General features: G+C 65.3%; 21 protein-coding genes. 11 read left to right on the forward strand and 10 right to left on the reverse strand.

The window, feature by feature from the left end; all coding sequences use genetic code 11:
* Window positions 1-36: 36 nt before the first annotated feature.
* Entirely contained in the window at window positions 37-1,308 is a 1,272-nt protein-coding gene (locus AB4037_RS10590; RefSeq protein ID WP_441771495.1) for an NAD(P)/FAD-dependent oxidoreductase, read from the forward strand.
* On the opposite strand, the gene AB4037_RS10595 is transcribed toward AB4037_RS10590, so the two are convergent.
* The 3 genes from AB4037_RS10595 to AB4037_RS10605 form a co-directional block, all read right to left on the reverse strand.
* The gene (locus AB4037_RS10595; RefSeq protein ID WP_434959803.1) at window positions 1,284-2,246 is read right to left on the reverse strand and encodes a nucleoside hydrolase; all 963 of its coding nucleotides are present in this window, start codon (window positions 2,244-2,246) and stop codon (window positions 1,284-1,286) included. The two genes, AB4037_RS10590 and AB4037_RS10595, sit on opposite strands and share 25 nt — an antisense overlap.
* A 102-nt stretch (window positions 2,247-2,348) precedes the next feature.
* Window positions 2,349-2,954 carry a methyltransferase gene (locus tag AB4037_RS10600; protein WP_441771496.1) on the reverse strand — a complete coding sequence of 202 codons (606 nt, stop codon included), beginning with the start codon at window positions 2,952-2,954 and terminating at the stop codon, window positions 2,349-2,351.
* 68 nt (window positions 2,955-3,022) lie between these two features.
* The gene (locus AB4037_RS10605; protein WP_434959805.1) at window positions 3,023-3,193 is read right to left on the reverse strand and encodes a hypothetical protein; all 171 of its coding nucleotides are present in this window, start codon (window positions 3,191-3,193) and stop codon (window positions 3,023-3,025) included.
* A 104-nt stretch (window positions 3,194-3,297) separates the two neighbouring features.
* Between AB4037_RS10605 and AB4037_RS10610 the strand changes: the two genes are divergently transcribed.
* Together AB4037_RS10610 and AB4037_RS10615 are read left to right on the forward strand one after the other, a co-directional pair.
* On the forward strand, window positions 3,298-4,236 hold the full coding sequence (locus tag AB4037_RS10610) for a LysR family transcriptional regulator (protein WP_441771497.1): 939 nt from the start codon (window positions 3,298-3,300) through the stop codon (window positions 4,234-4,236).
* A gap of 171 nt (window positions 4,237-4,407) precedes the next feature.
* Window positions 4,408-4,917, forward strand: coding sequence for a hypothetical protein (locus tag AB4037_RS10615; RefSeq protein WP_434959807.1), 510 nt, complete (start codon window positions 4,408-4,410; stop codon window positions 4,915-4,917).
* 58 nt (window positions 4,918-4,975) lie between these two features.
* Here the strand turns inward: AB4037_RS10615 and AB4037_RS10620 are convergent, their stop codons facing one another.
* A complete protein-coding gene (locus AB4037_RS10620; RefSeq protein ID WP_441771498.1) occupies window positions 4,976-6,058 on the reverse strand; it encodes a helix-turn-helix transcriptional regulator in 1,083 nt (360 codons plus the stop codon).
* Between the two features lie 209 nt (window positions 6,059-6,267).
* On the opposite strand from AB4037_RS10620, the gene AB4037_RS10625 reads away from it, so the two are divergent.
* Genes AB4037_RS10625 through AB4037_RS10635 form a run of 3 tightly spaced genes read left to right on the forward strand, consistent with a single transcriptional unit; the run spans window position 6,268 to window position 10,093 of the window.
* Window positions 6,268-8,487 (forward strand): TonB-dependent receptor, encoded by a 2,220-nt coding sequence (locus tag AB4037_RS10625; RefSeq protein ID WP_441771499.1) that lies wholly within the window; start codon window positions 6,268-6,270, stop codon window positions 8,485-8,487.
* A gap of 2 nt (window positions 8,488-8,489) precedes the next feature.
* The gene (locus tag AB4037_RS10630; protein ID WP_441771500.1) at window positions 8,490-8,858 is read left to right on the forward strand and encodes a hypothetical protein; all 369 of its coding nucleotides are present in this window, start codon (window positions 8,490-8,492) and stop codon (window positions 8,856-8,858) included.
* Entirely contained in the window at window positions 8,855-10,093 is a 1,239-nt protein-coding gene (locus AB4037_RS10635; RefSeq protein WP_441771501.1) for an MFS transporter, read from the forward strand. The genes AB4037_RS10630 and AB4037_RS10635 overlap by 4 nt, the downstream gene beginning before the upstream one ends.
* Here the strand turns inward: AB4037_RS10635 and AB4037_RS10640 are convergent.
* Complete coding sequence (locus AB4037_RS10640; RefSeq protein WP_441771502.1) at window positions 10,075-11,301, reverse strand: MFS transporter; 1,227 nt, start codon at window positions 11,299-11,301, stop codon at window positions 10,075-10,077. The genes AB4037_RS10635 and AB4037_RS10640 overlap by 19 nt on opposite strands.
* Window positions 11,302-11,454: 153 nt before the next feature.
* On the opposite strand from AB4037_RS10640, the gene AB4037_RS10645 reads away from it, so the two are divergent.
* The 4 genes from AB4037_RS10645 to AB4037_RS10660 are packed head-to-tail and all read left to right on the forward strand — an operon-like array spanning window position 11,455 to window position 17,529.
* Entirely contained in the window at window positions 11,455-13,245 is a 1,791-nt protein-coding gene (locus tag AB4037_RS10645; protein ID WP_441771503.1) for an IucA/IucC family protein, read from the forward strand.
* Window positions 13,242-14,333, forward strand: coding sequence for a GNAT family N-acetyltransferase (locus tag AB4037_RS10650; protein ID WP_441771504.1), 1,092 nt, complete (start codon window positions 13,242-13,244; stop codon window positions 14,331-14,333). Before AB4037_RS10645 ends, AB4037_RS10650 begins: the two co-directional genes overlap by 4 nt.
* Window positions 14,330-16,189 carry an IucA/IucC family protein gene (locus tag AB4037_RS10655; RefSeq protein ID WP_441771505.1) on the forward strand — a complete coding sequence of 620 codons (1,860 nt, stop codon included), beginning with the start codon at window positions 14,330-14,332 and terminating at the stop codon, window positions 16,187-16,189. The genes AB4037_RS10650 and AB4037_RS10655 overlap by 4 nt, the downstream gene beginning before the upstream one ends.
* On the forward strand, window positions 16,186-17,529 hold the full coding sequence (locus AB4037_RS10660) for a lysine N(6)-hydroxylase/L-ornithine N(5)-oxygenase family protein (protein WP_441771506.1): 1,344 nt from the start codon (window positions 16,186-16,188) through the stop codon (window positions 17,527-17,529). The genes AB4037_RS10655 and AB4037_RS10660 overlap by 4 nt, the downstream gene beginning before the upstream one ends.
* 50 nt (window positions 17,530-17,579) lie before the next feature.
* Here AB4037_RS10660 and AB4037_RS10665 read toward each other — a convergent pair whose 3' ends face one another.
* The 5 genes from AB4037_RS10665 to AB4037_RS10685 all read right to left on the reverse strand — a co-directional run bounded on the left by AB4037_RS10665 (window position 17,580) and on the right by AB4037_RS10685 (window position 23,866).
* Complete coding sequence (locus tag AB4037_RS10665; protein WP_441771507.1) at window positions 17,580-19,199, reverse strand: ABC transporter ATP-binding protein; 1,620 nt, start codon at window positions 19,197-19,199, stop codon at window positions 17,580-17,582.
* The gene (locus AB4037_RS10670; RefSeq protein ID WP_434959818.1) at window positions 19,196-20,035 is read right to left on the reverse strand and encodes an ABC transporter permease; all 840 of its coding nucleotides are present in this window, start codon (window positions 20,033-20,035) and stop codon (window positions 19,196-19,198) included. The genes AB4037_RS10665 and AB4037_RS10670 overlap by 4 nt, the downstream gene beginning before the upstream one ends.
* Window positions 20,032-20,985 carry an ABC transporter permease gene (locus AB4037_RS10675; RefSeq protein ID WP_441771508.1) on the reverse strand — a complete coding sequence of 318 codons (954 nt, stop codon included), beginning with the start codon at window positions 20,983-20,985 and terminating at the stop codon, window positions 20,032-20,034. The genes AB4037_RS10670 and AB4037_RS10675 overlap by 4 nt, the downstream gene beginning before the upstream one ends.
* Window positions 20,986-21,025: 40 nt before the next feature.
* Window positions 21,026-22,603 carry an ABC transporter substrate-binding protein gene (locus AB4037_RS10680; RefSeq protein WP_441771509.1) on the reverse strand — a complete coding sequence of 526 codons (1,578 nt, stop codon included), beginning with the start codon at window positions 22,601-22,603 and terminating at the stop codon, window positions 21,026-21,028.
* A 69-nt stretch (window positions 22,604-22,672) separates the two neighbouring features.
* A complete protein-coding gene (locus tag AB4037_RS10685) occupies window positions 22,673-23,866 on the reverse strand; it encodes a C45 family autoproteolytic acyltransferase/hydolase (protein WP_441771510.1) in 1,194 nt (397 codons plus the stop codon).
* A gap of 120 nt (window positions 23,867-23,986) precedes the next feature.
* Here AB4037_RS10685 and AB4037_RS10690 point away from each other — a divergent pair, with 120 nt between their 5' ends.
* Window positions 23,987-24,886 carry a GntR family transcriptional regulator gene (locus AB4037_RS10690; RefSeq protein ID WP_441771511.1) on the forward strand — a complete coding sequence of 300 codons (900 nt, stop codon included), beginning with the start codon at window positions 23,987-23,989 and terminating at the stop codon, window positions 24,884-24,886.
* The last annotated feature ends 97 nt before the right edge of the window (window positions 24,887-24,983 follow it).

The following is a 24,983-nucleotide window of genomic DNA, read 5'->3' on the forward strand; positions in this document are numbered from 1 at the left end:
CAGTGAGCACAACGCGAACGGGAAATAAAGACGGACGTGGCCGACTTGAGCGACATCGTCATCATCGGCGCCGGACCGGCGGGCCTGATCGCCGCCGAAAAGCTGGCCGAGGCCGGGCATGGCGTGGCCATCTATGAGCGTATGCCCTCGCCTGCCCGCAAATTCCTGATGGCTGGCCGAGGTGGGCTGAACCTTACCCATGGCGAGGATCTCGATCGTTTCCTCGCCCGCTACGGTCCCGCACGAAGCGTCCTCGAGTCCACCCTGCGCGCCTTTGCGCCCAGCGATCTCGTCGCCTGGGCGGAGGGGCTGGGCGAAAAGACCTTTGTCGGCTCGAGCGGGCGGATCTTTCCGGAAAGCTTCAAGGCCTCGCCGCTGCTGCGGTCCTGGCTCGCCCGGCTCGCTCACCTCGGCGTGACCTTGCACACCCGTCATTGCTGGACGGGGTGGGACGATGACGGCTCTCTGGTCTTCCTGGATCCGGACGGCACGCCTCTTCACCGCAAGGCCGATTCGACCCTGCTCGCACTCGGGGGCGCCTCCTGGCCGCGGCTTGGCTCGGATGGCGGCTGGGCCCCTCTGCTGCGCGAACGCGACATCGCCGTCACCGAATTCGCCGCGGCAAACAGCGGCGTCGAGATCGCCTGGAGCCGCGCCTTTACGGAAAAATCGGCTGGCGAACCGCTCAAGCGCATCGCCGTCTCCATTGCCGACACTACGCGCCGCGGCGAGGCCGTCATTACGGAACAGGGGCTGGAAGGCGGCGTGATCTACGCGCTCTCCCCTTTCGTCCGCACGGCGATCGCCAAGCATGGACATGCCGAGATCGGCATCGACCTGCGTCCCGATCTCGACGAAGCGGCGCTGGCTCGCTTGCTCGACCGGCCACAGGGCAGCCAGTCTCTCTCGACCTATCTGCGCAAGGCCGCCAAGCTGGCGCCGCCAGCCATCGGCCTCCTGCGCGAAGCCACGAACAATGCCTTGCCTCGTGATCCTGCTACCCTGGCCCGCCTGATCAAGCATGTTCCCCTGCAGGTGACGGCCCAGCGCGGCCTCGAACGCGCCATCTCCACTGCCGGCGGTATCGCTCTTGGCGAGGTCGATACCCATTTCATGCTGCGCAAGGCTCCCGGCGTCTTCGTCGCCGGCGAGATGCTGGATTGGGAAGCGCCGACCGGCGGCTATTTGCTGCAGGCCTGCTTCGCCACCGGAGTGGCCGCAGCGAAGGGTATCGAGGCCTGGCTGAGCAAGGATTTGAGCGGACAGGATGTCCGCGGTCCTTCCTACACAGCGCGCAAGATGGTCTGACGGTAGAGATCAAGCAAGGGTTGCGCCTGGACCTCAACGCAAACCGCGTGGCTGGGGCGGCCATCCCAGTCGTTGGGCGGAAAGCCGATCTCGGCAGGCCGCTGGATGGTCTGCCCGAAGGCAAGACCCTCGCATACCACTCGGACCGGCCCCGAGCGGGTCTCGAACAATTCCGGCGCCACCAGATAGATCGCCGCCGAGGCATCATGTACGGAAATGCCGGCGAGCCCCTTCTCGAGATAGAAATTCTCGTAGAAGCGCGTGATGTCCCAGATGAAGCGGCCGACTTCGCCGGCCTCCTCGCTGAGCCGGCGCAGATAATCCTGCGGCATCAGCACCTCGTGGGTGACGTCGAGGCCGATAACGGCTACAGGCCAGGGCGCGGCGAACATTTCATCAGCGGCATGCGGATCGCCATGGATATTCGCTTCCGCGGCCGGCGTGACATTGCCCAGGTGCCCGCGATAGCCGAAGGCGCCGCCCATCACCACCACCTGGCGAACCAGGCCGGCGATCTCCGGATCCTCGCGCAGGGCCAGCGCCAGATTGGTCATGCGTCCGACCGCCAGCAGCGTGATCTCGCCGGGGTGCCTGCGCACGGTCTCGATGATGAAGCGGTGGGCGGGCGTATCGATCGCCTCGGCCTTGATATCCGCAGGAATTTCGACTTCGCCCAGGCCGTTATGACCGTGGACGACGGCGGCATGGTGGGCGTCATCGCCGGTCACCGGCCCCGCCGCCCCGCGCGCCACCGGCGCCGCGATGCCGAAGCGCTCCTTGAGATAGAGGGCGTTGCGGGTGGTCGTCTCGACCGGTGCATTGCCATGGCAGGTGGTGATGCCAACGAGCTCGATGTCCGGATGGTAATGCAGGAAGAACAGCGCCATGGCGTCGTCGACGCCAGGATCGGTATCGTAGATGACTTTATGGCTGGGCATCACAGGCAAACCGAGAAAAAACGCGGGAACCTCCGCGTCTGCGCCCGGGCGTGGGGAAAGTCAACGCCGCGAAGCCCCTGCGACACCCCGGCAGCGCCCGATTCATGACTTGACGACCAGGAAGGTGTTCCAGGGATCGCCATCCGGGTCGATGGAAAACTCGTCCCACAGCAAGGTCAGTCCGGCTTGTTCGAGCCGCAAGGCAAACGCATCACGTCGCCAATAGACCGTATGAAAGTTCCCGACGGTCTCCCCGTCGCCGTCGCGCATCGAGACGAGAAAAGGCGCACGGGGACGCAGCGATGCGGCGACCTTGGCCAGCACGTGATCGATCCGATCGCGGGGAACGTGAATCAGCACACATAGGCCGACGACGGCATCATAGGGACCGCCGAGATCGTCCGTGACGATGTTGAGCAATTCGCCATGCTTGCCGCGAGCGGCCTGCAACTCGAGGAACCGGCGGGTCGCATCGGTTCGGCGCACCGTGACTCCGAGCGTCTCCAGGAAATCCGCCTCGCGGCCGGGCCCCGATCCGACCTCCAGGATCAACCCGCCTCGTCCTGCCATTTCAGCGGTGCGCCGCAATGCCGCCTGGTCGCGCAGATTCGGCATTTCGGGAATGCGGGCATAGTAGCGATCCGCGCAGCCCTCATAGGATTGGATGGTCTGGCGGCACTGTTCGAGCGCCTCGGTCGTCCTGTTCATGACAATGGCCTCCCTCTTCTTCCGGATGGGCCTTCCCCCATCCTGTCACATCGCGTCGGCAGCGCGGGTCAGCGCCAGCGGACACCCCCGACAACCCGGTTTCCGTCGATCAGGCCCAGGTCGCGCTTCAGGTCATCGCAGAGGTCGCGGGGATAGAGCAGGCGGTGGGCGCGCGACCGGAACGGTGCGGCGAAAAAGTCGAGGATCGAAAGCCTGTAGCGCTTGATGTGTTTCGTCATGTTCGTGGTCCTTTCGGGTTGGAGCGATGGAAACATCCTGCCGCCGCCGAGCCTTGGATTCCAATCGAACGTCACGTAGTATGCATCAACTGGATTGATGCATCATGCGTTGGGATCTGCCGCCTCTGGGCGCCATTCGAGTCTTTGAAGCCGCCGCGCGGCTTGGCAGCTTCACCAAGGCCGCCGAGGAGCTCGGCATGACGCAATCAGCCGCTAGCTATCAGATCAAGGTTCTCGAAGAACGCGCTGGAACACCGCTTTTTATCAGAAAAACAAGGCAAATCGCGTTGACCGAGGCCGGTGAACAACTTGCCCCTCTCGTCTCCAACGCGTTCTCGGCGCTGTCGGACGCCTGGTTCGCAACCAAGGGCGGCGCATCCGGAGTGCTCTCCGTCACGACGATCGATACCTTCGCGTCGAACTGGCTTGCCGTCCGGCTTGGAACATTCCAGTTGATGTATCCCGATCTGGCCGTGAAGATGGACATTGCATCGCGCTCCCTCGATATCGCTCGCGAAAACGTGGATGTCGGCATCCGTGTCGGCGCCGGAAAATGGCCCGGATTGTCGGCGCACTACCTGTTCAAGGCCGACTATTCGCCGATGCTCAGCCCCGCACTGGCGGAGAAGGTCGGCGGCATCCGCGCACCCGAGGACCTCTACAAGGTTCCCCTGTGCTGCCCGCAGGATCCCTGGTGGGAGGTCTGGTTCAAGGCAGCAGGAGCCAGATTCGAGCCGGATCGCGTGATCCCCGGCCCGACCTTCGGCACACAGGCCTATGAGGCGACTGCGGCGATCACCGACCAGGGCGCGGCGATGCTCACATGCAACCTCTACACGGCCTTCCTCGACAAGGGCCAGCTCATCCAGCCCTTCGACGTCACCGGGTCGGATGGCGATGGCTACTGGCTGGTGCATGCCGAAGCGCGGCGCACGACGCCCAAGATCAGAGCCTTCCGGGACTGGATCCTCGCGCAGACGGCCGAGGTCCGCAACCGTGAGAAACGCGAGTTGTGGTCCGCCGGAGCAATTCTGAATGGCTAACCTCTGCCGCTCAGGACAGCACAAGGTGGGGCGAGTCTCCGCCCACCCTGGAATTCCTATAAACTATTGAAATAACAAGAGATTTTCTTGAACAAATCAGTTCGGCATGCTCCTATGCGCGCCGTTGCCAATGCCGGGACCTTGAACCCCGCGGATTGAAGGACTGATATCATGACCCTGCCCAGCCCCGCTGCCGCACGCCCCGTCGGCTATCACATCGATGCCCCGGCCGAGAACCTGCTCTTTTCCGTCTATCGCTGCTGGATGGCCGGCTACGCCACCGGCGATGCCGCCTGTTGGGACATCGCCTGGGAAGGGCTGGCACGCGAAATGCCTGAGGAAAACGCCAAGCCGCTATTCGGCGAGTTCCATCATTTCGTGCGCACGCTCAGGGCGACCGCCGATACCGAGATCGGTTGGCGGCCGGCGGCTTGCCGCGCCCTGTGCCGCGACGAATGCCTGGTACTCGCCATGGTCGATGCGGCGCAACGCGACGACAGGGTGCAGCTCCTTCACGCTGCCTCATACCTGCTGAAGAGCGAAGGTTTGCACCGGGCGCTCGACGCCACCACCGCCCTTGCCAAGGCCCTCGCGCGGGTCGGGCTATTCATCGCTCCCGTCAGCCCCTGCGCCCTCGATACCATGACCCGGATGAAGCCACCCTCGGCCATCGCCCACTGAAGCAAAGTGCCGAGACTCAGGGCCGCCGATATCGATGCGGCCCCGATACGGTTCGCGATCAGGGGCTGCCCGCCTCCGGCAATTCCGGCCTCAAAGGCTCGGCAAGCACCGACCGGTGCTTGGCGCGCACCAGGCGCGGTGAGGTATCGAAACGCCTGCGGAAGGTGCGGTTGAAATAGGACAGGTCGCCGAAGCCGACATCGAAGGCGATCTCACTGATCGAACGCTTGCCCTGGTCGGGCGATTGCAACCGACGCATTGCCCTGTCCAGCCGGCGCTGCAGCACGAATTCCGAGAAAGTCTCGCCTTCTCCTTCGAACAGCTTCTGGAGATAGCGCGTGCTGATGCCGTGCCGCAGGGCGACCTGGCTTGCGTTGAGCGCCTGGTCGTCGAGATGGGCCTCGATATCCGACTTGATGGCATTCAGCCGTGAGGCTGCACGATCCTGCACGGTATGGAGCACCTGAGCTTCGGCCTCGCCGCACAGAATGTCGACGAGATCGCCCATATAGGCACAGGCATGTTGGAGTAGCACCGGCCCGCTCATCGGCAGCAGGCCCCGCATCAGCGCCGCGCCATAATTGCCGATCAGAACCAGCGTGTCATTGTTTTGCGGGAAGACTCGCAGACTGGCCGAGCATTCGAGCATGCTCGCGGTGATGCGCTCGCGCGCCAGGACCAGACAATCGACACGGTCGACATGCCGTAGCCACAGACTGGCTGGCCCGCCGCCCGCCAGGAATATGGCCTCCCTGGCAGAGACGACCGTGCGCTGCCCGCCCCGCTCCACCTCCATGCGGCCGTTGGAGGGGCGCAACAGCACCCCGCCCGCCCCGAGTTCGGTAGCATCCAGGACGAGCTCTCGGTCTTGGAAAGGGGAAAAGCAGGAGACGGGACCGATGTCTGGCTCGAGGCGCAGCAATGCCCGGGCGCCGAGCAAGACCGGGTCCGACGGGCCGAGCCTGCGTTGCGAGGCCATGCGGCCGCTGGTCCGCAATGCAACCAGAGCCAGTTCCTCGCCCGTCAGCCCATGGCCAAGCAGCCAGACAGGCCTGAGCCTTCCCGCATAGGCCTGCTGGGGCGGCAAAACGGCGTGGTCTGCGCCGGCAGTTCGCTTCAGTCCATCAATCAATGCGCCCAAGTCCAAGAAATCATGTAACGCGACAAGTAAGACCGCTCGTCAATATAGAATGCGGAAGGCCGGATATCCAGAAGTATATGATTTCTCTTCCCAGATTATAATCGTTATAAACTGGGAATATACTACGAATATACAACAGGAATTCGCCTGATACCGCCAAATATAACTTAGATTTGGATCGAGAGTGGCTGGAGGTCAAAAAATTCATCATGCGCAAGATATCCGTATCGGCGGCCATGTTTCTATCGGTTGTTTCGCCTGCACTGGCACAGCAGTCGCAGCAGGAGCCGATTGAGCTCGATCCGGTCACCGTTACCGCCGCCCGCGCCGAAAGATCGGTCTCGGATATTCCGCAATCGGTGCAGGTGGTCGACAGGCAGGAGATCGACAAGCAGCTCCAGCAAAGCTCCAGCGCCTCGGCGGCTCTGGCCAAGCTGGTGCCGGGATTCTCGGTTTCCAACCAGACGGTGTCGGGAGCCTCCGAGAGCTATCGCGGCCGTGACCTGCTCGTGCTGGTCGACGGCGTTCCCCTCGGCACGCCGCTGCGGGACGTTTCGCGCATCCTGTCCCTGATCGACCTCAACTCGATCGAACGCATCGAAATGGTGGCCGGCGCCTCCAGCCTCTATGGTGCCGGCGCCACGGGCGGCACCGTCAACTTCATCACCAGGAAGGCCGGGCCCGGCAAGCCCCGCATCACCGTGAACACGGCGCTGCGTGCCTTCACGGCGAATGCGGTGGATTCGGTCGCTCCGGAGCTGTCAGCCAGCATCTCCGGCAAGGCCGAGAATGGGCTCGACTATGTCCTGAGCGGCAGTGGCTATCTCGGTCGGCGCACCTATGACGGTTCGGGACGGGAATTGCCGTCCGATGCCATGCTGGGCCAGGGTGGCGGCGACCGCTTCGGCCGGGTCAACCTTCTCGCCAAGCTCGGCTATGACTTCGACGCCGCCAAGCGGCTCGAATTCTCGGCAGGCTGGTACTATTTCAACCAGACGCCACGCTACATGACCGACTATTCCGGTCCCTATGCCCGGCCGAGCTATCTCCAGCCTTATACGGGGCAAAGCGTTCTCGAAGACACCAAGTCCCTGTCGCTTCGCTACACCGACAAGGACTTCGCCCTCGGCAGCCTCAACATCGTCGGCTTCTACAACAACATCAAGAAGCGCTTCAATTATTCGACCTTTTCGTTCCCCTACAATTCGCAGGTCTATTACTCCTTCGACCCCGCTAATCCAACCAGCCCTGACAACCAGACCACACTCTATTCGGATCGCGGCGGCATCAACCTGACCATCGACACCCCGCTCGATGCCATCTGGGAAGGTGCCAAGCTCACCTGGGGCAGCGATCTCATCCTCGAGAAGACCCATCAGACGCTGACCAACGGCCAGGATGTCTTCACGCCCCTGCAGCAGGTGACCTCCGCGGCCTTCGGCCAGTTGCAGGTGCCGCTGACCGATCGCCTCACCGTACGCGGCGGCGTGCGTTTTGAGCATTTCGCCCTCGACGTCGACGACTTCACCCGTCCGGCCGCCTATGCCGCCGTCGCCTCCAGCCGCGATCCGCGTGGCTATCAGGACTTCGTGCTGCCGGCCCTGCGCGTCACCGGTGGAAAGTTCAGCTATTCGAAGCCGACCTTTAACATCGGCGGCACCTTCAAGCTGACCGACACCAGCGAAATCTTCGGCGGCTTCTCGCAAGGCTTCGCTCTGCCCGATGTCGGCGCCTATACCCGCCGTGCCGGCCTGTCGCTCGCCTATGCCTGCCCTCTCACCCGGCCAAACTGCCTACCGGCAGGCACGAGCATTTCCTACGCCTCCATCAGTCCCGAGGCCCAGGTCGTCAACAATTACGAACTCGGCATCCGCGGCAGCCATGACCGCTTCAAGGGCAGCCTGACGGGCTTCATCTCCACCTCCAGCAAGGGCGTGACCTTTGACCCCATTTCCAACAGCATCTCGCAGCAGAAGGAATTCATCTATGGCGGCGAGTTCACCGGCGAATATGCCTGGACCGACCAGCTGACCATCGGCACCGTGCTCGGCTATCGCGAGGGGCGCTACGATTCCAACAAGGACGGCAAGCTCGACAGCTGGCTGCCGAACAATCGCATCGCCACACCCTTCCGCGGCACGCTCTATGCCAGCTACGTCTTCGACAATGGCGTGTCGGTGCGCGTGGAGGGCGAGGGCTTCTCCGGCCGCGACAAGGCGATCGACCTCAAGGGCACCCGCTACAAAATCAAGCCGGGCGCCACCATGAACGTCGCCCTGTCGGCACCGGTGAAGGGCGGCGAAGCCTATGTGTCCGTCGACAATTTGTTCGATACCCGCTTCCAGAACCCCACGGCCACCTCCGTGCGCAACCTCCCGGTTTATTCCTGGGGCCGCACGGTGACGCTCGGCTATCGCAAGACATTCTGATCATGGTGAAGCTCGACAAACACGGCCCGCTCATGATCCTGCGCTATCTGCCTCCTTACGAGGAGCGGGACGAGCGGGCCTATCTCGACGCCCTGATCGAGATCGGCCGCAACGAGAGTGCCTTTGCCCTGCTGGCTGTCTTCGCCGGCGGTGGCGGCCTCTCCCAGGCCGGCGAACGCGAGCAGGCCCTCTGGTTCAAGGCGACGCGCGAACGCTTCGAACGGCAATGCCGCGCCCTCGCCATCGTCCGGCCGGACGCGAACCCGCGCATGATCGAGACCTTCCAGCGCCTGTGGTCGATGCCGCTGACGGCGACTTCCGACGAACAGGCGGCCAGGCGCTTCATCACGCAGCATATGGAGACGGCATGAGCGCGCTCGTCCAGGATATCCCAGCCTCCAGGCCCGGCCGGCTGCGTCTGTTCGCGGTGCTGGGCGGCCTCTATTTGGCCCAGGCCATCCCCTCCTACCTGATCGCCGCCGCCCTGCCCCCCATCATGCGCGAGGCAGGCGTCTCGCGCACGGCGATCGGCTATCTCAGCCTGCTCTTCCTGCCGCTGGTGCTGAAATTCCTGTGGGCGCCCCTGGTCGATCGCATCAGGCCCTTCGCCCGGGCGCATCGGGCGGGATGGGTTGTGATCACCCAGTTCGGGGTGATCGCCTCCATCCTGGCGCTGCTGCCGCTCGGCCCCACCCATGTCGGTGGCATTCTGGGGATCGGCCTCGTCACCGCGCTGCTGGTGTCAACCCAGGACATCGCCACCGACGGCTATGCCGCCAAATATCTGGCACCGGAGGACCGTCCCATCGGCAATGCCATCCAGGGCGGCTCGGTGGCCTTCGGCGTGGTGATCGGCGGGACGCTCGGCCTGGTGCTCTACCACCATGTCGGCTGGACCGGCATGCTCCTGGTCATCGCCGCCTTCTCGGCCCTGCCGCTGATCGCCGCCTTCGCCATGTGGGAGGCACCCGCCACGCCGTCCGACCGGCTGACGCGGCCCTCCATCATGGCCTTCCTGCGGCGCCTGGAAATCCGCACCGTGCTGTGGATCGCGCTGATCTATCGGATGAGCGAGGGCCTGGTGAAGGCGATGGAAGGCCCCTACCTCGTCGATGCCGGCGTGCCGCTCGACCGCATCGGCTATCTTTCCGGCATATCGGCGGCGACGGCGGGCCTCGCCGGATCGGCGATCGCCGCACTCCTGGTCAAGCGCTGCGGCACCGCCGCTACGCTCGGCCTGCTCGGCGGCTTGCGCACCTTGTGCTTCGCCCTCTTCGCCGCCCACGCCCTCGGCCTGGTCACCGGCTCCTGGCCCCTGTTCGGCGCCGCCGGCTTCCAGACATTCATCCGCTACATGGAGATCGTCGCGCTCTACAGCCTGTTCATGACGGTGACCTCGTCGGACCAGCCCGGCACCGACTTCACCATCCTGGCCTGCGCCCAGATGGTGGTCTATCTCGTGGGGTCGCTGATCTCGGGCAAGCTCGCTGATCTCATGGGCTATGGCGCGCTCTTCGCCCTGGCCACCGCCCTCTCGGCCATCGCCGTTCTCGCCACCATCCGGCTGCTGGCGAACGTGGCCCGCCCTCAGGGAGCCACGCCATGATCCCGGGAAGCATCATCCCGGAACACCTCATCCTGGGCGCGGTCATCCAGGCGCAGCAAGGCGAGGCAGGTTATCACCGCGATGCCGACGGCCACGGCGAAGGGCAGTTCCGGCGACACGGCGAAGGCCGCGCCGCCGCAGAGTGCGCCCAACCCCTGTCCGGCAGCGTGGGTGCTGGCGAGCCAGCCGGCGGCTCCCGCCTGACGATGGACCGTAACACGCTGGCTAAGGCAGGCGGTGTAGGCGGGCGTCGCCACCGCCAGCCCGATGCCGGCCCACACCGCGCCGACCGGCACCAGCCAGGGGAGCGGCGCCAGGATGATGGCCAGGCACCCCAGTGCGAAGCCCGCAACGCCCCAGCGCATGTTGCGCCCCAGTTGGAAGGCAAGGCGCGGCACGAGCAGGATCTGCGTCGCGATCATGGCGACCGCAACCGCGGCATAGGTGGCGCCTCCCAGGCCCGCAGCGGCAACGGCATCGAGGCCGAAGCGATGCTGCAGGAAAAGGCCGAGGACGAGCTGGATCTGGCCGAAGCCGAAGGTCAGCGCAAAGCCGACGGCGAGCAGCGGCAGGACGCGCCGGATATTGGCGCGCCTGCTCGAGGTTTCATTCTTCTTCCCGGTCGTGGGAGAGACCGGCAGGTTCGGCGCCCACAGCAGCAGCAGCGGGCTGGCGACCATCATGACGACAGGCACTATGACGCCGGCTCCTGCGCCCAGCGTCACCAGGGAACCGGCGATGCGGCCGACATTCAGGCCCGCGCTGAGATTGGCAAGCGCGGCCGGCCGGCGCTCGGCAGCGCTACGCTGCACGATGGCGGCCTGGGCGTGTGGCATCACCCCGGCAGCACCGACACTGTAGAGCAGGCGCGAGACCAGGAGCAGCCCGAGCGCGGCTGCGGGCACACCGACATAGAGCGCGCCCGCGAACAGACCCTGGCCTGCAACCATCAGGCAGGCGAGCCCGGCGAAGAACGGCCTGATCCGCCACGCCGCGCCATGATGCCCCCAGAGCGGGGCCGCCACCAGGAAAACCGCCGCGCCCAGGAAGGCAACGGCGCCGATCTGTGGCGACGCCAGGCCCGTCCTTTCCGTGACGATCGGTACCAGCGCCAGCAGGGCCGACTGGCCGAAGCCCGACGAGGCGGCGATCAACGACAGGCGAAGGCTGTCCGCACGCGAAACAGAGGGGGCGGCATCGGCGGTCATGCTTTTCTCCAAACAATTTCCTTGATCCAACTAGAAACAAACTCTAGGTAATTCAATAGTAATTTTAGAAAAATCGTAGAAATATTATAAATTGTACAAGTAGTGATTTATATAACTGCTTTACAATTTGGAGTTCTGCTGAAGAGGAACACCATGAACGCCATCGACCTGATCAGACGTTCGATCGATACCGCCCATGACGTCTCCACGCGCGCCTTCCTGAACAGCCTGATGCGCGAATGGCAGGGCTGGACTGTGGAAGATGAAGAGAGCAGCGCCGGGGGCGGTCGCCTTCTTGCCCGCTTTCCCCTGCCGCGCCGGGGCGGCCACGTCGCCATCGAGATGACGCATCGATCGCGGGCGGCCTATCACGGCTTCCGTCCGCCCTTCCTGGAATTCTCAGGGACGGCGCCGCCGCGCCCGATCAGCTTCCAGGAGTTCGTCTTCCTCCTCGCCAGTGAACCGGACATCGTCGGCAGCGGCGACAAGGACAGGAGCCTGACCTTCCTGTCGCGAGTGCTCGACAGCATCCGAAACATCGAAGATGTGGCAGCGAGCGTCCCGTCCCCCAATGCCTATTTCGCGCAGCGCGACCCCAGCTTCGCCGAGGCGGAGGGCTCGCTGCGCTTCGGCCATGCCGTGCATCCGACCCCGCGCAGCCGGGACCAGTTCACCTTGGAGGATTCCAGGCGCTTCGCCCCCGAATACCGGCGCGGCTTCACCTTGCGCTGGTGGGCCGCCGACCCCGCTCTGGTGCTCCAGGACAGTTCGCGCTCCCAGACCGCAGCCGAGCTTTGCCAGAGCCTGGCCGCCGGCGACCCCGCGATGGATCCCGAAATCGTGCAGGCCGCCAAGGGCTGCGTTCTTCTGCCGATGCATCCCTGGCAGGCGGCCCAGTTGGCGCTCGACCCGGCCATTGACGGGTTGTTCCGCCGGGGCCTGTTGAAGGATCTCGGCCACGCCGGCTCGCTTTGGCAGGCGACCTCCTCGCTCCGCGCCATCCATGCCTCCCATGCCGACTGGATGCTGAAATTCTCGCTGAGCCTGCGCCTCACCAATTCGCGCCGGGTGATCGAAACCCGCGAATGCGAGCGAGGCATCGAGATCGATCGCCTTCTGGCTGGCGAAGTCGGCCAAGCCATCGCCCGGCGTTTCCCGAGCTTCAAGGTGATGGGCGAGCCCGCCTATCTGCTGCTGCGGGATGCCGGTGGCCAGGCCCTGCCACAGACCACGGTGATCTTGCGCGAAAACCCCTTCAAGGGGGCAGGCCAGCCACCGGCCGCCGTGCTGGCTGCTCTTTGCGAGATCTATCCCGACGGGCATGACAGCGCCCTTGCCGCCATCATCCGGCGCATTGCCGGGCAGGAACCGGCCGATCCCGCCGCGGTGGCGCGCCGCTGGTTCCGCCAGTTCCTCGACAAGGTCGTCGCGCCCTTCCTGCTGATCCAGGCCGATATCGGCCTGCTCTTCGGCGCGCACCAACAGAACATCGTGGTGGAACTTGCCGAAGGTTGGCCGGTGGGCGTGCATTTCCGTGACTGCCAGGGCACCGGATATATCCGCGAATTCCTGCCCGAGCTCGCCAGGAAGGCTCCCGGCAGTCCGATGAAGGCAGGCCATGTCTTCAACTCGGACGAAGCGGCCCAGCTCGTGGGCTATTACCTCCTCGTCAATTCGGTCTTCGCGGTGATCGGGGCGCTCGGCACCTCGCGTCTCATCGCCGAGGACGTCCTGATCGGCGATCTGCGCGCCTTCCTCCAGGAACTCGCCGCCCTCCCGCTCGCCGACAAGACCTGCCTCACCTACCTCCTCACCGCGCCGACGCTCGGCAGCAAAGGAAACTTCATGATCTGCTTCCGCAACATCAATGAAAACACCGAGGTGACCGATCCTCTCGCCGGCTATGTGCCCTTACGCAACCCCATTGCGGAGGTCGCAGCATGACCCTGCAGATGAAGATCGATCCCACCGACATTGCCGCTTCCCCGGCACCGAGCCGGCACTGGCCCATCGGCCTCGACGGCGAGGCTGTTATCGAGAGCCGCTTGCAGCCAGACGGTACCCTGGCGCTGGTTGCCCAGGCCGGCCCGGCGACGATCGGGCGGGCCGGGTTGCGCGCGCCCGAAGGGGGCGGGCCAGGCATCCTTGCCATCCACCAACCCGATGCCACTTATCCCGGCGATGTCCATGTCATCGCCATCCTGGTAGAGGCGGCCTTTCAGGCCTTCCCCGCCATGGCCGCCCTGCATCTGCCCGACCTCGCCTTCAAGCCGGGGCTGCTTGCCCTTGCCGCGCAGACGGTGACGGACGAGGCCGCCGGCGTAAGTGCCGTGCGCATCGCCCGCGAGCATTTCTACCAATTGCCCCTGCTCTGGCATCGTCCGGAGGGGCTGCGCGCCTTTCCCGAGATCCGCTCTGCCATCGGCCCGCAGGACCGCCTGCCGCCCTTGCGGCCGCCGCAGCCGACCGGCACCTTCTACCGGCGCTGGATTCCGGAGCTGGGAACCACGCTGTCGATACGGGCCATCGACCGACGCCGCGATCTCAAGCTTTTTCATGGCTGGATGAACCAGCCGCGCGTCGCCTTCTTCTGGGAGCTGGCCCAGAGCGAGGCCGAGCTCGATCGCTATCTCGCCGAGCAGGAAGCCGATCCGCATATCTTCGGCACGGTCGGCAGCCTGGGCGACGAACCCTCCGGCTATTTTGAATTCTACTGGGCCAAGGAAGACCGGCTCGGCCCCTTCTACGACGCGGAGGATTACGATCGCGGCTGGCACGGCCTGATCGGCAATTCCCGCCACCTCGGCCGCGCCAAGACCGGCACCTGGTTCCGCTCGGTGACCCATAGCCTGTTCCTCGACGAGCCGCGCACGCGCCGGGTGGTCGGCGAGCCGCGCGCCTCGCACCAGAAGATGCTGAGCTATTGCGCCCAGACCGCCTATGACAAGGTGAAGGAATTCGACTTCCCGCATAAGCGCGCAGCGCTGGTGTGCTGCCAGCGCGAGCGCTTCTTCCGGGAGGTGGTGTTATGATCCAGGGCACGCCAACCCTTGGACCCCTGCCCGACGGCAGCCCGATCGATGCCGGGCTCTGGCTGGCGCTGAACCGGACCGTCATCGCCAAGGCGATCAGCGAACTCGCTTTCGAGGAGGGCCTCGCGCCCGAGCCAACCAATGCCGAGGCCACCCAGTGGATCCTGCGGTTGGGCGGTGGGGTCGCCTACCGCTTCAAGGCTGTGCGCCGCATCTGGGGCAACCTGTCGATCGATACAGCCAGCCTGATGCGGCAGGAGGGCGCCGCCCTGTGCCCCGCCGACGATGCCGCCGGCTTCATGCTCGATGCCCGCGAAACCCTGGACATCGAGCCGGACACGCTGTGCATCTACACCAAGGAGCTGTTCAGCACCTTGCTGGCGGATGCCCGGATCGCGACCATGGCCGGCTCCGGCGAGAGCGAACACCTGCTCACCCTGCCGGATGACCAGATCCAGGCCTATCTCGACGGCCATCCCAAGGCGCCGGCCAGCAAGGGCCGGATCGGTTGGGGCCTGGAGGACTTCGCCCGTTACGCGCCCGAGTTCCAGCCCACCTTCCAGCTGTTCTGGCTGGCCGCGGATCGCAGCCGCTGCCGCCTCAGCCTGGCCGGGGACATCGACGAAGAGGCGCTGCTCGCTGCCTCCCTTGGCGAGGAGGAGCGCGAGAGGCTGCTGGCCGCCTGCAAGGCAGCGGGCCTCGATCCGACCCGTTTCATGCTCCTGCCCGTGCATCCCTGGCAGTGGGACAACATGATCTTGGCGCAATTCGCCGGCGAAATGGCGGCCGGACGTATCGTGCCGCTCGGGCTCTTCGGCGATGCCTATCGTCCCCTGCAGTCCCTGCGCACCCTCGCCAATGCGGCCTCGCCAGCCAAGCTCCACCTCAAGCTCTCCCTTACCATCCTCAACACCTCGGCCTGGCGCGGCGTGCCCGGCAAATACATGACGATCGGGCCGGCCTTCTCGAACTGGCTCGCCGACAAGACCAGGCAGGATCCCGAGCTTGCCAACGCGCTGGTGCTGCGCGAATGCGCGGGCGCCTTCTATCCTCACCCCCTCTACGAACGCATCGCCGACGCTCCCTACCAGTTCCGCGAAATGCTGGGTGTGATCTGGCGCGAGAGCCCGGAAGCAGGCCTCGCCGCCGGCCGGCGCCCGCTGATGCTCGGCGCCCTCATCAAGAGCGACTTTGCCGGCGTGCCGCTCGCGGCTGCCCTGATCGCGGCATCGGGCCTGTCGCATGCGGAATGGCTGGCGCGCCTGTTCGATGCCGTGGTCCTGCCGCTCTACCACTTCCTCTGCCGCTATGGCGTGGGCTTCATCGCCCATGGCCAGAACATCACCTTGCTGCTCGAAGGTAGCGTGCCCTGCGGTGTCGCATTGAAGGACCTGCAAGGCGACGTCGACCTCGTCGACCAGGCCTTCGCGGAGGCCGCCGACCTCGAGCCCGCCATCCGCGACACCCTGCTGAAGCGGCCGGCGGCGCATCTCCTGCAGCACCTGCAGACCGGTCATTTCGCCAGCGTGCTGCGTTTCCTTTCCGATACGCTCGCAAGCCACGATCGTTTCCCGGAAATCGAGTTCTACGGCGTGCTGGCGCGGCGCCTGCGCCTCTATCAGGCGCGCCATCCCGATCTGGCGGACCGCTTCGAGCTGTTCGATCTCTTCACGCCGAAGGTGCCGCGCATCTGCATCAACCGCGTCCGGCTCGCCATCGGTTATGGCGACGCCAACCGCCGCCCGGTACCCAGCCTGGGCAGCGAACTCGACAACCCCCTTCACCTCGCCGAACGCGAATCCCGCCCCCTCCGGGACCGCAGTTTCGCCGACAAATCCGCAGGAGTTCAGGCATGACACAGCGCAATCCGCTCGACCTCGCCGGCATCGGAATCGGCCCATTCAACCTCAGCCTGGCCGCGCAGCTCGATGCCATCGACGGCGTCGAAGCCGCCTTCTTCGAGAAGCGCGAGCGCTTCAACTGGCATCCGGGCATGATGCTGCCCGACGTGACGCTGCAGACCTCGTTCCTGAAGGATCTGGTCACGGCCACCAATCCGACCAGTCCGTGGAGCTTCATCGCCTATCTCGTCGCACATCGGCGCTTCTACGACTTCATCAATGCCGAATTCGCCGACGTTCCGCGCCAGGAATTCGCCAATTACCTGGCCTGGGTCGCCAAGGGTCTGGACAGCCTGCGCTTTGGCGAAGACGTCCAGGGCCTCGATTTCGATGGCCGCCACTTCATCCTGCAGACGGGCAACGGCACGGTCGAAGCCCGCAATGTCGCACTCGGCATCGGCCTGCAGCCCTACCAGCCCGACTTCGTACGCAAGCTGACCGGCCAGAACCATTTCCACTCCTCGCGCGCCGCCTTCGAACTCGCCCGTGCCGCGGGCAAGCGCGTGGCGGTGATCGGCGGTGGCCAGAGCGGCGCGGAGATCCTGCTTCATCTGCTCGGAGCGGGCGAAGCCGCAGCGGCCTCGGTCGACTGGATCAGCCTGCGCCCAAACTTCCAGCCGCTCGATGCCACGCCCTTCACCAACGAATTGTTCACGCCGCATTACGTGCGCAACTTCCACAACCTCGCCGAGGGGCGGCGCCTGTCCACCGTGGAGCGCGAGAAACTGGCGGGCGACGGCGTTTCGGCCTCCACGCTGTCGCAAATCTACCAACGCCTCTACACGTTGCGCCATATCGAGCGCGGCGGCCCCCAGGCCCGCCTGATGCCGCATCGCGAAGTGCTGGATGTCGAGCAGAACGCCGGCGGCTTCCGGCTGGTGATGCGCAATGGCTTCGACGGCGGCATCGAATTCAGCCAGGCCGACGTGATCGTGCTGGCCACGGGCTATAGCTATCGCCTGCCCGACTGCATCGCGCCGATCCAGGACCGCATCGCGATCGACGGAACGGGCCGGCTGCGGCTGGATGCCGACTTCTCAGTGAAATGGGACGGCCCGGCCGACAACCGCATCTTCGCGTTGAATGCCGGGCTGATCAGCCATGGCATCGCCGAACCCCAGCTCAGCTTGATGGCGTGGCGCAGCGCGGTAATCGCCAATGCTCTGCTTGGCCAACCCTTTTTCGACGTCGAGCCGCCAGCCTCGCCGCTGGCCTGGTCAACGGGCGGCGACCAGGCGGAGGTCGCCGACGCCGAGGTCAAATATTTGCGCCATCCGTCCCATCGCAGTTGCTGACGATGAGAAGTATGGCGGCGGCAGCCTGGCAGACCCGGGGCGACGGCGCCTCAGGCCGACATCGCCTGCGGGACGGCCAGGGACGGCGTCGCTTCAAGCAAGGCGCGCGTATAGGCGTGCTGCGGCCGGTCGAAGATCTCGGCGACGCTGCCCTGCTCGACGATCCGGCCGTCCTTCATCACCACGATGCGGTCGGCGACTTGCGAGACGGCCGCCATGTCGTGCGAGATGAAAAGGCAGGCAAAGCCGTGCTTGTCCTGCAGGCGCCGAAACAGCTCGAGCACCTGTTTCTGGATGGTCATGTCAAGCGCCGACACCGGCTCATCGGCGACCACGAAGGCAGGGTTGCGCACCACCGCCCGGGCAATGGCGACGCGCTGGCGCTGGCCGCCCGACAGGGCATGGGGAAGGCGCTGGGCGAAACCGGCGAGTCCCACCTCGGCGAGGATGGCGTCCACCCGCTCGCGCCGCTCTGCCCGGCTGAGCCTGGGTACATGGGCCAGGGGTTCGGCGACGATATCGCCGATGCGCTGGCGCGGATCGAGCGAGGAATAGGGATCCTGGAAGACGAGCTGGCAATTGAGGCGGAAATCGCGCTGGCGCGCCCGCTCGGCCCCGGCCATCGGCTCGTTACGAAAGGCGACCTCGCCGCCGGCCAAAGGCAGTAGGCCGATCATCGCCCGCCCCAGCGTGGTCTTGCCGGAACCGGAGCCGCCGACCACCGCTACCGCTTCGCCGGGGCGCACGGCCAGAGACACGCCGTCGACGGCCAGTTTGGGAGGGGTCGACGAGAACATCCCGCCAGAGCCCGGAAAACGCACGCTGACCTCGCGCGCCTCGATCAGGGCGGGCGCGTCGGGAACCGGCGCGCGGTTGTCCTCGCGCCTGGGCAAGGCATCGAGCAGGGCTCGCGTATAGGCCTGACGCGGACGGGTCAGCACCTCGGCCACGCCGCCCCGTTCGACCAGCCGTCCGCGCTGCAGCACCACGACCTTATCGGCATATTGCGCCACCAGGCCGAGATTGTGGGTGATCAGCAGCACCGCCGTACCCTCGGTCTGGGTGAGTTCCACCATCAGCCGGAGCACTTCGCGCTGCGACAGCGTGTCGAGCGCCGTGGTCGGTTCGTCGGCAATCAGCAATTTCGGCTTCAACAGCATCACCGAGGCCAGCATGATACGCTGGCGCATGCCGCCGGAAAACTGGTGCGGATAGGCGGTCAGGCAGCCTTTTGGATCCTTGATCTGCACCCGCGCCAGCATCTCGCAGGCCAGACGATCGGCCTCGGCCGCCGTGACCTTGCGATGCAGCATCAGGCCTTCGGCAAGCTGGGCTCCGATGGTCATGGCCGGATTGAGCGAGACCATCGGCTCCTGGAAGATCATGCCGATCGAGCCGCCGCGCAACCGGCGCATCGCCTCCGCGCTCAAGCCATCGACATCCCGTCCCTCGAACAGGACCTCGCCAGCGATGCGACGCACCTGCGGGGGTATCAGCCGCAAGGCGGAGCGCGCCGCCATGGTCTTGCCGCTGCCGGATTCGCCGACCAGCGCCACGATTTCTCCAGCCCCGACATCGAAGCCGACGTCGTTGAGGATGCGCAGGCCGCCGGGCCCCTCCATGGTGAGGCCGCGCACACTGAGCAGCGGGTTTGCGATCGTCTCGTTCATCGCTGTCCCTCCATGCGCGGATCGAAGCGGTCGCGGATGGCATCGCCCATCAGATTGATGCCGAGCAGCGTGAAAGCGAGGCACAGGCCGGGCGCGATGCCGAGCCAGGCCGCCCGCTCGATATAGGGCCGGGCCGCCGCCAGCATGTTGCCCCAGCTCGCCATCTCCGGCGGCGCTCCGAGGCCGAGGAAGCTGAGGGAGCTTTCGGACAGGATCACCCAGCCCAGCATCGAGGTCGCCAGCACGATGATCGGCGCCAGGCAGTTGGGCAGCACATGCTTGACCATTGTCTTCCATTCGGAATTGCCGATCACGCGCGAGGCCTCGATGTATTCGCGCTCGCGCACCGACATCACCGTGCCGCGCACTACCCTCAGCACGGAGGGTGTATAGGCGAGGCCGAGAGCCAGCACGATCGCCCCGACGCTGTGGTCGCGCCCGACGATGACGATGACGCCGAGCGCCAGCAGCAGGCCGGGAAAGGCCAGCAGGGCGTCGCTGACGACCATCAGGATACGGTCGGCCGTTCCCTTGAGATAGCCGGCGAGGAGACCGAGCGTGGTACCGACCACCACGGCAAAGCCGACGGACAGGCAGGCGATGCCCAGGCTGATCGCCGCCCCGGCCATCACGCCGGAGAGGACGTCGTGGCCATATTTGTCGGTACCGAGCCAATGCGCGGCCGAGGGTGGCTTGAGCAGCGCGGCGAAATGCACCTTCATCGGCGGATAGGGCGTCCAGACCAGCGACAGCAATGCCATCGCCACCACGACGCCGACGAAGACGCTGCCCAGCGCAGCATTGAAGCGAAAACGGGGGATGCGAAGGAAGCTCATGTCGTCGAGACCCTCGGATCGAACAGCGGGTAGCACAGGTCCACCACCAGGTTGACCAGCACATAGATCAGCGCCGTCATCAGCAGGCAGCCCTGGATGACGGGGTAGTCGCGCGAGAAGATTGAATCCACCATGAGCCGGCCGAGTCCCGGCAGGGTGAACACCGTCTCGAGCACGGCAATGCCGCCGAGCAGATTGCCGAGTGTGAGGCCGATCACGGTCCAGGTCGGCGCGAAGGCATTGGGCAGGACATGCCGCAGCAGCACCCGGCTTTCCTTCAGTCCCTTCGCCCGGGCATGCATGACATATTCGAGCCTGAGCACCTCGATGGCGCTGGCGCGCGACATCCGGGTCAGCACGCCCGTCTCGATCAGCGCCAGCGTGGCGATCGGCAGGATCACATAGAGCAGGGCCTGGCCGGCATCCTGCGAGAAGGGCACATAGCCTACCACCGGCAGCCAGTGCAGCTTGGCGCCGAAGACGAGCAGGAAGATCATGCCCAGCCAGAAGCTCGGGATCGACAAGAGCAGCGTGGCGCTGGAGACGATGACGAGATCGGCCACCCGATTCTGCTTCCAGGCCGCCAGCAATCCACCCGGCACCGCCAGCAGGGCGGCCAGGAAGACGGCGGCCAGCACGATGATGGCCGAGACCTTGAAGCGATCGACGATCAAGGGCAGCACGGCCTGGCCATTGGTGATGGACTGCCCGAGATCGCCCTGCAGCATGTGCTGGAGCCAGTACCAGAACTGCACGACGATCGGCTTGTCGAGCCCCATGGCGATACGCAGCGCCTCAAGCTGGGCCTCGCTGGCATTGTCGCCGAGCGCGACCTGGGCCGGATCGCCCGGGATCAACCGGACCAGCACGAAAACCATGATGGCAACGAGCAGGAGCGTCGGTATCGCCCACAGGATCCGGCGTGCGACATAGAGAGCCAGTGCTTTCATTGCTGAGCTACCTCGCCAGGCGGGGGTGTCGGAGGAGATGCTATTTCAGCGTCACGCCCCATCCCCTGGGCTGGCTGAGAGACCAGACCTCGAAGCCCTCGACATTGGCGCGTGTCGCGCCCTTGGCCGCGGGGTTGTAGACCGCGATCATCGGCACGTCGGTGCGGAACATGTTCTCCATCTGGTCGATCAGCGCCTGCCTCGGGGCCTTGTCGGCGATCTGCGTGCTCTGCTTGAGCAAAGCGAGCGCGGCAGGATTGTCCCAGACCTTGCGCGGCGCCTTGGCCTTGTCGCCGCTGACCATATCGAAGGACAGGGACGGATCGAGCCGGGCCGAATAGGAGAAGGCCGCGGCCTGGTAGTCCCCCTTGGTGTAGTGGTCGAGCAGGGTCGCCCAATCGAGCACTTCGAGCTCGATCTTGATGCCGGCTTCCTCGGCCATCGCCTGCACCAGCACGGCCATGTCATAGAGATATTGATAGTGCTTGGAGGTCAGCATCCGGATCGGCTGGCCCTTGTAGCCTGCCTCGGCCAGCAATTTCCGGGCGGCGTCGAGGTCGCGCTCCGGCATCTTCGCCTCGGGCTCGCCGTAATAGGCCGAGCTGACCGGGATTAGCGACCGGTTCGGCTTGCCCTCGCCTTCGGTGACCGCCTGGACGAGCTGCGGCACGTCGAGCGACAAAGCGAGCGCCTGCCGGATGCGCGGATCCGACAGCAGCGGGTCCTTGGTCTGGAACAGGATGGCGTTGAGCTCCATGGTGGGCTTGCTTTGCACCTTCACATCCGCGTTCGCGCGCAGCTCGGCCATGTCGGAGACGGCGATGTCGGGAATGACGTCGATGCCGCCCGAGAGCAGGGCCGCCTTGGCTGCGGAGGGATCGGGAATGATCATGAAGCGCACGCCGGCGACCTTGGGCGTCTTGTTGCCGGCATAGCCGTCGGGTTTGCCGGGCAAGGGTGCATAGGCATCGTTGCGGGAAAGGTCGATATATTGGCCGGGCACCCAGGCCCCGAACTTGAACGGGCCGGTGCCGACAGGCTTGATCCATTTGCCGTCCGCACCGACGGAGCTACGCGCATAGATGCCGGTGCCGCCGCAATCGACCCGCGCCAGCGTGGTCAGGAACAGGGCCGAGGGTTCGGCCAAAGTGAAGCGCACGGTGAACGGATCGGGCGCTTCGACGCCAGTGACCTTCATGCGCCCGCTGCCGTCGAATTCCGGCAGGCAGCGCCAATTGTTCTGCGGCGCCATGTAGCGCTGCCAGTCGAACAGCACATCCGCAGCGGTCAGCGGCGTACCGTCATGAAAGGTGATGCCCTTGCGCAGCTTGAAGGTGTAACTGCGCCCATCCGCCGACGTCTCCACGCTCTCCGCCAGCATCGGCCCCACCGTGGCATCCTCGCGGAAGGCGACCAGGCCCTCCAGCACATTCATCACCACCGCGTCGGAATTGGCGTCGCGATTGATGCCGGGATCGGTCGAACGGATATCGGCATTGAGCTGGATGCGCAGCACATCCCGCGGCTGGGCCACAGCCGGCGCTACGGCCAGAGGCCCGAGGGCTGCCAATCCGCAAGTAAAGATCTGACCCCAGGCGAGGGTCCGAAAGTTCGTCATGTCAGTTCCCTATGCGATTTGTCGTCGGGATGGTGGAATGAACCGGACGGTCTGCGCCGCCTCGGCGTATCAGGCGGCATGCCGGGGCAGGACGCCGCTGCCCGGCACGTGGATGTTCATGTCGAGGCGATAGGTTTCGAAGCTGCGGTTGAGCGCCGGCAGCATCGCCACTTCCATCACGCCGAGCGCAGGCTCCATGGCGATCATGGCGACGGTCGCCGAAAGATTGGTGGAGCCCTCCCGGTGCGGCGGGCGGCAGACGGCCCAAGGCGTTTCAAAATCGTCGAACAGGGCCGCCTTGACGTGATCCATGGTGACGGCGCCGAGATGGGGCTCGATCAGCGCCCGCACCCGCAGGTCCCGATAGAGCGAGTCCGGCGTATCGGCAATGCCGCGATCGACCAGTTTGGACAAGGCGACCGGGCTCTGAAAATGGTTGGCATGCACGATCAACCCGGCTTGCGGCAGCACCTGGAAGGTCTCGTCGGGGGCGCATTCGAAATCGATGGCAATGCCGTTGGCCTGGGCCACGATCATGTTGTTGGCCGCCGATTTCGGCGTGGCGTAGACGGCGTGCATGGCCAGGGCTAGGCGCTTCTGCTCCAGGACCTTGCGCCGGATCAGGGCCAGCGGCACGCCGAGCCGGCGATAATCGCGATCCGTTTCCAGATAATTGGCGGTGATGGAGATGCCGGCCGAATTGAAGCCGCTGCGCGCAAGCCCACCTGCCTCGGTGAAGGTAAGGATGTCCGGGCCGTCCTCGCTGCGGATCTTCAGGACGATGGCGGTTTCGGCGCATTCGGCCTTCCAGTCCCAGTTCTGGGCGTGGAGAAGGCGGCCCGAGGCGGTCGCCTGCGGCAGCACGACGGCGCCGGTGCAGCCATCGGCTTCGAGCGGCGCGACGATGCCGTTCTCCCGCATTTCGGCGAGCTTGAGAATTTCGGTGCGGGCATTCAGCAGCACGATGGCCGCATAGGTCAGCTCCGCGCCTTCGGCGATGCCGTGCATTTCATCGATATAGGCCGGGGCGAATTCGCGGATGGTCGGCTCGAAGCGCGAGACCAGCCCCTCCACCTCGTTCCAGGGCAGTTTGGCCGCCTCCAGCTGCGCCGAGTAATGCTCGATGCCGTGCCGGATGCGCGCGGCAGCCTGCTCGCCATATTGCCGGCCCCTTTCCCGCGGAGTACCGGCAACCTCGATCAGGGGAAGCGGCAGGACTCGCGGCTGATAGGAGACCGGGCCATCACCGTTTCGCGAACTCATTTCCACCATCTCCCACTTTGTATGTCTGTGCGATGAAGGCCGAGCCTTCATTGTCGACGCGGGACCTGATACATCAGAATTGAACAGGTTCACGCACCATGAATTGTATTTTGTGATTACATGAAACAATCTGAGTTGGATGTCAAGGAGCCGTCGACCCGCTTGCGGCAGGATCTGCTCGACCGCATCGTCCGCCTGATCCACGACGAGGCGATGCAGCCGGGCGCGCGGCTGAACGAGAACCGCCTCGCCCAGGAGCTCGGTGTCTCCCGCACACCGATCCGGGCCGCCCTCGACCAGCTCGCGGCGGGAGGCTTCGTCGGGCGCCGGCCCAACCGGGGCGTCGAGCTCATCGCCCTGCCGCCAGCGCCCGCGCCGCCCCCCTCGCGCAGCACCGACCTCGACGACGAATTGCTGGTGCGCATCGCCCACGACCATGAGCGTCAGAGCCTGCCTCTCGACATTTCGGAAGCCGAGCTGATGAAGCGCTACGGCGTCAGCCGCCAGCGCGTGCGGGACGCCCTCGCCCGGCTCGAAGAGCTCGACATCGTCGAGCGCAAGGCCGGCTATGGCTGGCATTTCGCCGATCTTCTACAGGACGACGGCGCCAATCAGGAAAGCTATCGTTTCCGTATGCTGGTGGAGCCGGCCGCCATTCTCGAGCCCGGCTTCAAGCTGAGGCCGGGATGGGCTGGAGACATGCGCGAACGCCATGCCACGGCCCTGGCCACGGCCCGGGCAGGCCAGTGGAGCGCCTCGGCCAGCATCGCCTTTTTCGAAACCAACGCCGCCTTCCACGAAGGCATCGGCGCCGCATCCGGCAACCGCTATCTCGCTCATGCGGTTCGGCGCCAGTCACGGCTGCGGCGCCTGTCGAACTATGACTGGACCTATGGCAGGGACCGCGTCGAAATCTCCTGCCGCGAGCATATGGAGATCCTGGAGAGGCTGGTGGCAGGCGATTTCGAGGTCGCCGCCGCACTGATGCGCCGCCATCTCCAGAATGCAAGTCTGGTCTAGAAACATCTCGGGAGCATTGTGGCTTTGGTAATCACGAAAGACATAAAATACCCCTGATCGCCCTGCATTCCCCGACCGTGCTATGAGAAACGGTCCA

The organism is Labrys sp. KB_33_2, from assembly GCF_052114505.1.
Classification (GTDB): domain Bacteria; phylum Pseudomonadota; class Alphaproteobacteria; order Rhizobiales; family Labraceae; genus Labrys.